The sequence below is a fragment of the Filimonas lacunae genome (genome assembly GCF_002355595.1).
GTDB classification, from domain to species: Bacteria; Bacteroidota; Bacteroidia; order Chitinophagales; family Chitinophagaceae; genus Filimonas; species Filimonas lacunae.
Window position 1 is genome coordinate 1,756,193 of sequence record NZ_AP017422.1, and the last position, 13,574, is coordinate 1,769,766.

General features: G+C 45.3%; 6 protein-coding genes. All 6 read left to right on the plus strand.

What is annotated here, in order from left to right:
* The first annotated feature begins 231 nt into the window (after positions 1-231).
* From FLA_RS07010 to FLA_RS07035, 6 genes are read left to right on the plus strand one after another with little or no spacing between them, the layout of a single operon-like run.
* The gene (locus FLA_RS07010; protein WP_076380210.1) at positions 232-1,902 is read left to right on the plus strand and encodes a fasciclin domain-containing protein; all 1,671 of its coding nucleotides are present in this window, start codon (positions 232-234) and stop codon (positions 1,900-1,902) included.
* A 33-nt stretch (positions 1,903-1,935) separates the two neighbouring features.
* Positions 1,936-4,179 (plus strand): fasciclin domain-containing protein, encoded by a 2,244-nt coding sequence (locus tag FLA_RS07015; protein ID WP_076379969.1) that lies wholly within the window; start codon positions 1,936-1,938, stop codon positions 4,177-4,179.
* A 20-nt stretch (positions 4,180-4,199) separates the two neighbouring features.
* Positions 4,200-7,496 (plus strand): SusC/RagA family TonB-linked outer membrane protein, encoded by a 3,297-nt coding sequence (locus FLA_RS07020; protein ID WP_076379968.1) that lies wholly within the window; start codon positions 4,200-4,202, stop codon positions 7,494-7,496.
* A gap of 19 nt (positions 7,497-7,515) precedes the next feature.
* Positions 7,516-9,012, plus strand: coding sequence for a RagB/SusD family nutrient uptake outer membrane protein (locus tag FLA_RS07025; RefSeq protein WP_076379967.1), 1,497 nt, complete (start codon positions 7,516-7,518; stop codon positions 9,010-9,012).
* Between the two features lie 9 nt (positions 9,013-9,021).
* Positions 9,022-10,404, plus strand: a complete 1,383-nt coding sequence (locus FLA_RS07030) for a fasciclin domain-containing protein (protein WP_076379966.1) — start codon at positions 9,022-9,024, stop codon at positions 10,402-10,404.
* A gap of 25 nt (positions 10,405-10,429) precedes the next feature.
* Positions 10,430-13,570: a SusC/RagA family TonB-linked outer membrane protein gene (locus FLA_RS07035; RefSeq protein WP_076379965.1), complete on the plus strand. Its 3,141-nt coding sequence runs from the start codon at positions 10,430-10,432 to the stop codon at positions 13,568-13,570.
* Positions 13,571-13,574: the final 4 nt, after the last annotated feature.

Sequence of the window (13,574 nt, forward strand, 5' to 3'; positions counted from 1 at the left end):
ATTTGGTGCGAATAATATGTGATTCTATATTTGCCCACGTAATTAGTAGACTAACTAAGCGAGGAGCAGAAAAATAATATCTTCTGAAACCTTTACTAACTGCTGTTTTTGTCATTCTGACGTTTGTAGGCCATCTGATAAATGTATTAAACCGTTAATTGTTACTGTAGTTTTTGGACTATGGTGTTGTTAATCCGTTTTCGTTTGCTGATAAAGCCTAAATCGCCTATTATGTTAAAAAACAAGCTGCTTAAAAGAAGCCATGTTTTCATGGTGGTGTTTTTTGCACTGGCTATTGCCGGCTGTAAAAAAACAGATTTTACCATTGCCACAACTTCCGACGCTAATATTGCGGACTACCTCAGGAATGATCCCGCCGATTTCTCTGATTTCTATACTATCATAAGCAGGGCCGGGGCAGCCGGTTATTTAAATGCCTACGGGGCTTATACGGTGTTTGCCCCCACCAATACTGCTGTAAAAGCCTGGCTGTTAAAAAAGGGGAAATCCAGTGTAAACGATATTGATTCCAGCGTGTTGCGCGATGTAGTGCGTTTTCACCTGATTAAGGATACGCTCACTACCAGTGTGTTTACAGACGGCAAGTTGCCTAATATTAATGTGTACGGCCAGTTTTTAACTACCAGTGTAGGGGTAAGTGACGGAGTGGCCGGCTACATTATTAACCGCCAGGCGAAGTTATTACAGGGTAATATTGTTACTGGTAATGGCATTATACATGTAATAGACCAGGTGCTGGAACCTGCAACGTTAACATTGGCGCAGCAACTGGAGCAAAACAGCGATTACAGCATATTTACACAAGCATTGAAAGAAACCGGCTATTACGATACACTCAACACCAGCAATATTATAGATACCACCCGGCAGTGGCTTACCGTAATTGCACAAACAGATGCGGTGTTTAAAGCGATTGGTATTGCGGATTATGCGGCGTTAAAAGCGCAGTATTCCAATACGGGTAACCCACGCGATCATGCAGACAGCCTTCATTTATATATTGCTTATCATATATTAACTGGTATTAAATTTCTGGCAGATATTATCAGCGCACCTTCACATACCACATTGGCACCGCTGGAAGTGGTGACTGCCAAGCTGGATAACCAGACTGTGCTATTGAATGAAGATGTGTTTAACGGAGTAACAGAGCCAGGGATTGCACTTGACAGAACCAATAGCGACTATATAGCTACGAATGGTGCCCTGCATGCCGCTACAGGCAACCTGCAGATAAAGGTGCGTAAGCCTGCAGCGGTGTATTGGGATGTTGCTGACCAGCCGGAGATAAGACAGCTGGTATCGGTGTTTCGTAAACCAGGGCAGGTAGCTGAGTTTTCTGACCCTGCCCAGTTTAGTGGTATCAAGTGGCAGGGAGGTACTATCAAGTATAACGTAACTGCTACTACCAGCACAGATTATTATTGTTATTACGATTTTCTTACCTGGTACATGCGTACTGCTGTTACGCAATGGGTGGAATTTACCACACCTTTCCTGGTGAAAGGAAAATATAAAGTCTGGATCTGCTTCAGGAGAGCCCGGGCGCAAACGATACAGGTGTTGGTGGATGACCAGCCGCTTTCCAAACTGGTGGATGTAAGTGTGTATTACCCTACTACATTGGATGATGACAATGCGGAGGCCACCGGGGTAAAACGTTTTGTGGTAACGCCTTCTACCAATGCCAATCATATAGGTAAGCTGGTAGGTGTGGTGGATATTGCTACCAGCGACAGGCATAAGCTGAAGTTTGTGGCGCTTACGAATGAAAGCGGATCGGCCAATACATTTAACCTGGACATGGTGCATTTTATTCCTGCAGACCAGGAACAGAAATGGCCCCGTTTTCAACGGGACGGCACCGCCACCTATCAATAATATTTTACTACACAGGAATTAATTTATCTGGACATGAAACTATTTGCACCAGCTGCTGCGCGCATACTGGCAGTGATACTGTTGTTTGCTGCCTGCCGCAAAAAGGCCTTCGATGAGTATTATGGAAGGCCCGATAATCTGGCCAATCCTATTTACCAGCAATTACAAAGTCGCGGCAATTTTACCTTGTTTTTACAAATGATAGACCGGGCAGGGTATAAAAGTGTACTAAGCCAGGCCGGTTACTGGACTTTGTTTGCCCCTAATGACGATGCGGTGAATGCGTTTTTAAAAGAGCAGCATGTATCTGAAGTAAGCAAGCTGGATTCTGCTACTGTTTCCAGCATAGTAGAATATGCATTGGTGTATAACGCTTTTAAGAAAGACAAGCTGGATGACTATCAATCCAATGCTGGTTTGCTGGCGGATGTAGCTTTTAAGCGCCGCACAGCCTACTACGATTTTGTGTATACGGATACGGTAAATGGGGTGGCTGCTAAAGTAGTGGCCAATAACCGTAACAGCACTGCTTCTTCTGTTAACTATGTAAGCGGGGATTATAATAACAAATACCTGCCTTATTTTCTGCCCGGTTATATGAACAGCAAAAAGCTGGATGCGTATGATTATAACTATTTCTATCCGAATACTACTTACACCGGCTTTAATGTGGCAGGTGCGGCAGTGGTAAACAGTGATATAGTGGCGGAGAATGGTATGGTGCATGAAGTAAACAAAGTGATACAGCCGCTTTTATCGCTGGACAGGTACCTGGCTTCAAAGCCCCAATACAGTGAATTTAAGAAAATTCTCGACCGTTTTATGGTGGCTTACTCGCCTAATACGGATGTGACCCATTTATACCAGGTATTAAGCGGTTCTGCTGACCAGGTGTATACCAAATATTATAATGCTTCACTTGCTTTTGCACCTAATAACGAGAATTTTTTAAAGTTACAGGATAACGATGGGCAAAGTGATGGTTGGACTTTGTTTGTGCCAACAAATGAGGTAGTGAAGAATTATGTACAAAATGTGTTACTGGAATATTACCCGGTAAAATCCATAGATCAACTGCCGCTGGGTGTGATCACTGATTTTTTGAATGCGCATATGTGGAATACAACAGTATGGCCTTCTAAATTTAAAGCAACCGTAAACACGCTGAACGAAGAGGCCCGTTTTGATGCGGCTGTTGATATCAGCGATAAGCAGGTATTAAGTAATGGATTGTTTTATGGTACTACCAAAGTGCAGGAAGCCAATGTGTTTCATTCTGTATATGGGAAAGCTTATCTCCATCCTTCCTATTCCTTATTGACGAAGGCGCTGAACCTGGAGCTGAAGCTATCAGTAACCAATCCTAACCTGCGTTACCTGTTGTTCCTGGTTTCAGACCAGGCGTTAAAACAGGCAGGATACGATTGGAATGATGCCAATAGTACATTTCAGTATACACCTGCCGGTGGAACGGTCACTATCGGGGGAGATGCGGTAACACGCTTAAAGCGCATATTAAGTACGCACATTGTGCCATTGGCCTACAATGAAACGGTGGACTTGTCGGGCGAAGGGATACTGGAAACCTATGATGGAGAATATATACGTTATCAAAATAACAGGATTTTTTCGGCAGGCACGCAGGATAATTCCAATGTGCAGGCGCAAACGCTGGCGTTAGACTCAGTTAAAACAGCAAGCAATGGTGTTGCCTATTATAGCAACGGAGTGTTAACCTTTACCGAGCTGAATATGGGAAAGCATATTGAAAAATATGCTGCCACCAGTGCCGATCCTTATTATGCCTTTTTCCAGTTTTTAAAGAACAGCAAAATATATAATGCTACTACCGGTGCTATTGAAGGTATTCAGGCCGGTGTGTTTTACACGTTGTTAATTCCTACTAATGCGGCTATTCAAAATGCAGTGAACAACGGATGGTTGCCGGGAACAGGTAGTGGCGCTGTGTTAACGCCCACGTATGCACCTGCTGCGGCAGAGGATATAGAAAAGGTAACGCGCTTTTTACAATACCATATTCTGGCAAAAGCGTCGATAGTGGCCGATGGAAAGAAAGAGGGTGCGTTTGAAACGTTGCTGAAGAATGCTGCTGCCGAAACGGTGTCGTTGAAAATAACCAATACGCCGGGTAGCCTGGGTGTTACCGATGCGGTAAGCGCCGGTGTGAGTGCTTACATCGTTCCGGCTGCCAGTAATGTATTATCCAGCAGAACGGTGATACATCAGATTGATAATTACTTAAAATACATTTATTAACCACCGGTATTCCTATAATTATGAAACAGATTTTTACAATAACCGGTTTATGGCTGCTGTTGTTAACAGCGGTAGCTTCTGTTGTCCATGCACAGGCAAAGCAAGACCCTGTGGTAATCCGTGGCACGGTAACGGATCGTAACCAACGCGCTGTGAGTGGCGTTTCGGTGGTGGAGCTGGATGGAGCCAACAGGGCGATAGCCGGAACGGAAACAGATGCAGATGGTAACTACGCATTGAAAACCTCCGGCGCTTCCAATCATAAGATCTCTTTTTCAGGTATTGGTTTTAAAACCTTTATTCAAAGCATTAGTGGCAAAACGAAGATAAGTGTAACGCTGGAGCCGGGAGATAACCACCTGGATGAGGTGATTATCAGCAGTCAGAAAACCATTAATAATGGTACAGGGTTAAACATCAGCGACCGTAATAAAACAACGGCAGTAACTTCTATCAGTGCTAAAGAGCTGGAAGAAATGCAGGCCGCTTCGATAGATCAGGCATTGCAGGGGCGGTTGAGTGGGGTGGATATTGCTGCTACTTCCGGTGATCCGGGTAAAGGGATGCAGATTCGCATCAGGGGTACTTCTTCTATCAGTGCCGGTAGTGATCCGCTGGTGGTGGTAGATGGTATGCCTTATGAGGTGACCATTCCTGATGGGTTTAATTTTGCCACTTCGGATGATCAGGGTTTTGCGCAATTACTGAACATTGCACCTTCCGACATTAAGGACATTACCATATTAAAGGATGCGGCCTCTACGGCTGTGTGGGGCTCTCGGGCTGCTAATGGTGTACTTATCATTACTACCAAACGGGGGGCTGTGGGAAAGCCTGTGATTACGTATACTTTTAAAGGATCGTTAGCGGTGCAGCCTGGTTCGGTGCCGTTACTTAACGGCGATCAGTATTCCACGTTAATTCCGGAAGAGTACAATAATGGCACGGGCAAGCCTATGCCGCAAACCATTAAAGAGTTTAATTATAATAAGCGTGACCCATACTGGTATTATAACTATAGTAATAATACCAACTGGGTAGATGCTATTACGCAAAAGGGGTTGTTGCACGATCATAATATCTCTGTATCGGGTGGTGGTGCCAGGGCTAAGTATTTTGCTTCGCTGGGGTATTTTAACCAAACCGGTACCACCATCGGCACCAGCCTGCAACGGATTACTACACGTATTAACCTGGATTATACGGTAAGCGACCGTTTACGTTTTCGTACGGATATTGCCTATACGCATGTGGATAATAACCAATTGTTCACCGGTTCTAACGATGTGGGCGTGAGGGCCGTGGCCTATACTAAAATGCCCAATATGAGCATTTATGAATATGACGAGTACGGTAATAAAACACCTAATTACTTTTCGCCGGCGAGTAACGTGCAGGGCTACTTTTACTACGATGCCAATGGTCGTATAAAAGGAACGTATAATCCTGTGGCGATGGCCCGCAGTGCTAAAAATGTACAACTGGGCGAAAGGGTAACGCCACATTTTTCGGTGCAGTACAGCATTGTGCCTGGTGTGTTATTGTTAAACTCGGATGTACAGTTTGATATTAATACCAGTAAGGTAAATACCTTTTTGCCGCAGATTGCTACCGGAAGGCCCGTAACGGAAACATCGGTGAACAGAGCTTCTGATGCTGATTTTGATGCGTATAATGTGCAAACCAAAAACAGTCTTATCTATTCTCCGCATTTACCGGAGTCGCACACTTTACAGGCCCAGCTGATGTTGCAAACGAATGATTACCGTTATATAGACCAGCAGGTGATGACTTCTAACACGGCCTCTTCCAATCTGCAAGACCCCGCTGTACCCTCCCGTACACAGAATGATGAATTGATTGCCAGTTCTGCCAATACCAGTACCCGCTCGGTAGGTGCTTTACTGAATGCGCAGTATAGTTTTTTAGACCGGTATATTATCAATGCAGGCATTCGCGGGGATGGTAATTCCCGTTTTGGCCCTGCCAACCGTTATGGATTGTTTCCTTCTTTATCTGCCAGGTGGCGTATATCAGGTGAGCCTTTTATGAAGCACTTTACTTTTATCAACGACCTGAGCGTGCGCGCCAGTTACGGACAGAGCGGGAATGCGCCGCGGAAAGATTATACCTTCTATAATACCTACGGCAATTTTGACTGGACTTATATGGGATTGTCGGGTGTGTATTCTCAGAATATTGAGCTCACCAACCTGAAATGGGAAACGGTAATAGGGCAGAACCTGGGTTTGGATATCAGCCTGTTGAAAAGCCGTATTGTGCTTACCGCTGAGGTATATCGCAACCGTACGAAGAATATGATCTATTCCGGCTTGCAGGTGGCTACTACTACAGGATATGATGCTATTGATATGAATGCTGGCACTATGGATAACCAGGGCTGGGAAATAAGTTTGAACACTACTGTGGTGAAGAACAAAGTGTGGCAGGTAGATTTCAACTTCAATCTCGCCCATAACGAAAACGTGATACGGTATATCTCGCCTATGTATCCACGCGAAAGCGCTAAGTCGGCCGCATCAAATGGCGTATATAAAAGCTACCTGCAGGAGAATAATCCTTTCGGATCGTTTTATGGATACCGTTACAAAGGTGTGTACAAGGATAAAGAAGCTACTGTGGCAAGTGATGCTTCCAATAAGCCCATTACGGGTTTGAATGGAGAAACGGTGTATACACGTTTTAATTATCCTTCTGTGGATTATGTCTTTCAACCGGGTGATGCTGCTTATGAAGATGTTAACCACGATGGCAATATCGATTACAGGGATATAGTGTACCTGGGTAATGGTAATCCGCGCTTTACCGGTGGATTTGGTCCTTCTGTATCGTATAAAAGCAACTGGCGTGTTTCAGCTTTCTTCAGTTTTCGTACCGGTTACGATCTGATCAATGGCACGCGTATGTCTACTACCAATATGTATGGTTATGATAACCAGAGTACAGCAGTGCTGCGCCGCTGGCGTAATGAAGGGGATGTTACGGATGTGCCCCGTGCTTTGTATAACGCCGGTTATAACTGGTTGGGCAGCAGCCGGTATGTGGAAGATGGATCGTTTTTAAGATGGCGTACACTTACAGTACGGTATAACTGTACTAAAGACCAACTGAAAAAGCTGGGTCTGAAAAGCTTTAGTGTATATGTGACAGGAGAAAACCTGTTTACGCTTACCCGCTACACCGGGCAGGATCCGGAGGTGACTACCAAAATATCAGGGCCATTTTCTACCGTAGTGGACAATTCTATGACGCCGCCTGTAAAGACTTATACTATAGGCATTGCGGCTGGTTTTTAAGGAGGATAAATAAAACAGTATGAAAAAAGCGATCTATAGCGTTACAATATTGCTGGCGGCACTGATTTCTACATCGTGCAATAAATGGCTTGACCAGAAGCCGCAGGATGGCGTGGTGCGCCAGGAGTTCTGGAAAACGAAGGAACAGGTAGAAGCAGCTGTGATAGGTTGTTATTCTTCCCTGCTGGGCAGCCCCTCAGGCGTTACCGATAAGGCGCTGGCGGAATACCTTTTTTTGTGGGGCGAGCTGCGTGCCGACCTGGTTGCCGCAGGTGCGGGCATTACGAATGAAGAAACGGAAGTGATCAATGTGAATTTGCTGTCTACTAATTCCTTGGTAAGCTGGCGCGCTTTATACCGCACCATTAACTATTGCAACACTGTGCTGGATGATGCGCCGGATGTACTGGAAACGGATAATACGTTTACGCAGGAGCAGCTGAACGGGTATATAGGGGAGGCGCTTGCCTTACGCAGCCTGCTATATTTTTACCTGGCCCGCAGCTTTGGCGATGTGCCATTGAAATTGACTTCTACTTCTACGGATGAGGATATAAGACCTATTGCTAAAAGCACGCAAAAACAGGTGTTGCAACAGGTGTTGACAGACCTGCAGACTGCTGAAACCAAAATAAAGGAAACCTATGGCACCAAACAGTATAATACCGGGCGCATTACTAAAAATACAGTACAAACCATTATGGCCGATGTGTACCTGTGGCTGGAAGATTATACTAATGCTATCGCTTATTGTGATAAAGTGATTGACAGTAAAAATTATTCACTGGTAAGCGGTAACAGCGGTTTCTTTTCTACGCTGTATTATACGGGCAATTCCAGTGAAGGCATTTTTGAATTTCAGTTTGATGCGCAGAAGTTAAATCCTTTTTACAGCATGTTCACCACCACTAAAAGGCGTTATGTGGCATCGGAACGTGTGATGGAGGATGTGTATACCATTGATTATGATGATGAAACCAAGGTGGATATCCGTGGCGCGGCTACCGCTGTGCGCACCAGCGATAACACTATCTGGAAATATGTAGGGTTTAACTATGCCACGGCGCGGGCGCAGGGCGATTCGTATGCGCATTGGATCATTTACAGATATGCCGATGTGTTGCTGATGAAAGCCGAAGCACTGGCCCAGGTAAACCGCGGCCAGGAAGCGTTGGACCTGGTACAGGTGATCCGTGACAGGGCAGGGGCTCTGGACGCTACAGCCCGCAACCCGGACGCTGCCGATACAGATGAAATAACCACTTATATACTGGAAGAAAGGGCGCGTGAGTTTGCTTTTGAGGGTAAGCGTTGGTATGATGTACTGCGTAATGCCAAACGTAATAACTATGCCCGGCTGGAGATTTTGTTGAATATGGTAGCTGCTGCCGTCCCGGCAGACAGGCAGCAGTCGGCCCTGAATAAATACAGGGATTATAACAGCCATTATTTCCCTATTGCCGAAACAGAACTACAGCGCAACAGTAGTTTGAAACAAAATACTTTTTACCAATAGCCAGTAACAATGAATAAGAGAATCTTGAATAAACTGCATTATGTGTTACTGGCATTAGTAGCCGGTTTTACTGCCTGTAGCAAAAATTGGGATGACCATAATGCGGTAAGTCTTCCTGGGCTTACCAGTAACCTTGCTGTGCACGTTAGCACTAATGCCGGTATTAGCCGGTTTTATGAGTTGCTGGTGAAGTCAGGTTACGACAAAGTAATTGCCGGTTCAAAAAGCTACACGGTGTGGGCGCCTGATAATACAGCGTTGCAAAACCTCGACGCTTCGCTGATAAACGATTCTGCTGCTTTACGCCGTTTTGTGGCAGGGCATATCAGTAACCAATCGTATACAACAGGGGCAGCAACCGTAGCCTTATCCATCGCTACTTTAAACGGAAAATACCAGGTGTTTACGGCTACAGGTTTTGAAGAGGCCAACATTGAACAGGCAGATGAGTATGCCTCTAATGGGGTGTTGCATGTAATAGATAGATATGTTACTCCCCGGTTGAGCATATGGGAGTATCTGGCCACTACATCCTCTGCCCAGAAGGATTACCTGCATTCATTGGATTACAGTGCTACAGATTCAACCGGTGTTGCTTATGTGGCTAATACATACACTGATAAAACGGCTGTGAATGAGGAAGCCGGCAAGTTTACCTTTTTTATACTGGCTGATGAAGGCTGGAACCTGCAATTGCAGCGCCTGCAACCTTTTTTTGCCACAGACAGCGCAGCTTATACATTGGCCCTGACGCAATGGGCATTGGCAAAGAACCTGGTAGTGAAAGGTGCTTATGCTGCTACAGATTTGCCTGATACGCTGGTGTCTGTTTCAGGTGTGAAGGTGCCTGTTAATAAGGCTGCTATCACTGCTTCCTATAAAGCCAGTAACGGATATGTACATGTGATAGGTAATATCCCGTTCCGTTTGCAGGATCAGTTTCCGGCTATTGTAGTACAAGGGGAAAGCCCATCGGGCTTTAGCCGTACGGATAAGTATGCGAACATATTTTATCGCTCTAAAGCGGATGCAGCGGGTAATACCTATAATGATATCATGGCCTACGGGTACCAGGTGGCGCAATTTTATATCTATTACTCTGTTAAGCAGGTGCCTGCTGCTAAGTATAAGGTGTACTGGCGCGCTGTAGCGGGCAATTACGATAGCCAGACCATTACTTTTCAGCAACGGATAGCGTTTAATAACTGGGAAACAGTGAGCCTGCCTTATACTACAGTTACCCTGAATAATTATGATGAGGTATATCTGGGTGAATATACTACTACCCGGTATGGCAATAATACCATTTACCTGGTAGCAGCCAACACGGCTACCACAGGACAAAACACTTTAACGCTGGACTACCTGAAGCTGGTGCCTGTTACTGAATAAACTTACTTCTTATAAAAGAAAAGACATGTACGCTCGAATACAAAAAATAGTATGGTTACTGCTGTTGCTGATAATGGGTAGCCGGGCAGTGGCGCAAAAAGCGGATTCCCTGGTTACTGTTACAGGAACGCTTACCGATGCTTTAACCCGGAAGCCGCTGGCCGGTGTAAATGTGGCCTGGCAAGACCAGGTGGTAACGCTTACGGATGATAAGGGCGGGTTTACGCTGAGGGTGCCGGATTATAATGTTACATTGATTGTTAGCGGGGCCGGATACCAGTACAAAGAATTGCCCTTAAAGGGTCATAGCCAGGTAAACGCAGTATTGTATGAGGAAGGTTTTGCTTCCTTATATGATGAAGCTTCTTTTCCTGCCGGCAATAAACCATTGAACAGGAGCACGCAGGCAGTAGCGCTGGCTAACGTGCAGGGTGGCTGGCAGCTGAATAATGAAACAGCAGATAGCTATCTGCAGGGACGTATTGCCGGACTACAGGCAACCCGCCGCTCGGGTACACCGGGTATAGGCGCCGATTTGCTGGTGCGTGGTTTTACTTCTTTATATGCCACCAATCAGCCCTTGATAGTAGTGGATGGTGTTATTTATGACAATGCCAGTTATGGCAATTCATTCATTGGAGGTCATAGCCACAACCCTTTGCAGAATATTAATGTAAAGGATATTGATAACATTACGCTGGTAAAAGATGCGGTAACTACTTATGGTAGTAAGGCGGCTAATGGTGTATTGTTCATTACAACCGCACATGCTAAAAGCCTGGCAACACATATGGACTTTGCTGCTTATAGTGGTATTAATTTTCAGCCTGCTGCTTTACCGGTGATGCAGGCCGGTGATTACCGGGTTTATTTGTCTGATCTGTTGAAAACAGCTGGCTACAGTGATGCGCAGATACAGGCATTACCTTATATGAAGGATGATGCGTCTTCAGCTGATTATTTCCGGTATCATAATAATACAGACTGGCAAAAAAAAGTGTTGCAGAAAGGTGTGCAGCAAAACTATTATCTGAAAGTAACCGGTGGGGATGATATAGCCCGGTATGCTTTGTCACTGGGGTATGCTAAAACACAGCCTGTTACCCGTAACACCAGTCTTACTGCTTACCAGGCCCGGTTTAATGCCGATTTAAATCTTACCCGCAAGCTTATGGCTACTACCAGCCTTGCTTTTTCGTATAACGAGCAGCGCTTGCAGGCGCAGGGGTTGAGTGCTAAAACGAATCCTTTGTACCTGGCGTTGGTGAAAGCTCCTTTCTTATCAGTACAGGAGATAAATGATAAAGGACAGCAATCACCCAACCTGGCCGAAACGGATGTATTTAATGTAAGTAATCCTGTAGCATTGATTGATAATGCTAAGCAAACCGATAAAAATTATCGTTTCCTGGGGCTGATTAATGCCGAATATACTTTTGATAGTCATTTTAAGCTGGCTTCTACCACCAGCATCACCTATGATAAAGTAAGGGAAAACCTGTTTATTCCGCGTAAAGGTGTGGCTAATGATACGTTGTCTAATGCTGTTGCGGATAGTCGTTTGGGTAGCAGGGTAGTACGTTTGTTTTCGTTGTATAATGATACCCGTGTGCAATACACTACCCGTATTGCTAACAGGCATAAAATAACTGCTGCTGTGGGGTTCCGTTATCAGCAAAGTACTGTAGAGGAAGATTACATACAGGGCTATAACTCCGCCACTGATGATATGGTAAGTATTGGCACGGGTGTAAATGCTTTGCGCAGTACCGGTGGAGATATTGGTAAGTGGCGTTGGTTAAACAACTATGCAACGGTTGATTATGGTTTTAACGATAAGTATTTTGTAACGGCTTCCCTGGCCGGGGACATTTCATCCCGTTTTGGCAGGGATATTCCGGGAGCATTGTCTGTAGGTGGCAATAAGGTGGCGTTATTTCCTGCTGCCGGCGTTTCATGGCTGCTATCCTCTGAAAACTGGCTGGCTCCTTTGCATTGGATAGAGTTGCTGAAACTGCGTGTAAGTGCCGGAGCAGTTGGGAATGATGATATTGGCAATTATACAAGCCGTAAATACTATGTATCGCAAAACCTCCTGGGAATGCAGGGGCTGGTAAGGGGTAACATTCCTAACCCGGCGTTGCAGTGGGAGAAGGTAACGAAGTTGAATGCCGGTATAGATGCGGCATTGTTGCAGGAACGTGTGCAACTGAGTGTGGATGTGTATCGTAATACAACCAGTCATTTACTTACCTATGAGCCGGCTGCGGCAGTTTCAGGTGTAGATTTTACAGTGAGCAACCATGCGCAGATGCAAACCACAGGCTTTGAAGCTGCGGTGAATGTTCGTGCGTTAAATGGGCCATTGGTATGGGATATTGGTGCTACGGTAGGTAAGTATAACAACCGCGTTACCAGGCTGGCGGGTGCGGCTATTATCAATAATTATGCGGGTGCCGGTTATATCACGCGTGAGGGGAGCGCTGCCAACCTGTTTTACGGATATAAAACCAGGGGCGTGTATACTACAAATGCGGCAGCGGCGCAGGATGGATATGCAGTAACCAATGCGAAGGGAGTAGTAACGCCTTTTACTGGTGGAGATGTGCGCTTTACAGATAATGATAATAATAAACAGATTAATGATAACGACAGGGAGGTGATTGGCAATCCTAACCCTGATTGGTTTGGTAGCTTTTTTACCTCTTTGAAATGGAAAAGGTTTACACTGGATGCCCAGTTTACGTATAGCATCGGTAACGATGTATACAATTATAATCGTTCGGTGCTGGAAGCGGGTTCAGGTACCAATAACCAAACCCTGCGCGTAGCAGGTCGCTGGCGCGGGAACGGGCATATAACGGATGTACCTAAAGCCACCTGGGGAGATCCGGTGGGTAACAGCCGCTTTAGCGACCGGTGGATAGAGGACGGAAGTTATATAAGGCTGCGTACGGTGTCACTTACTTATGATATACCGGTGGGTGTAAAATGGTTGCAGTATGCCAGGGTGTATGTAACCGGTAATAACCTGTTCACCTTTACCCATTATCTGGGCTATGATCCGGAGTTTAGTGCCAATAACAGCGTGTTTTCAAAAGGAGTGGATACAGGCCTGGAACCTATTTATAAATCGTTGCAGCTGGGTGTGCGTGTAGGGCTGTAATATC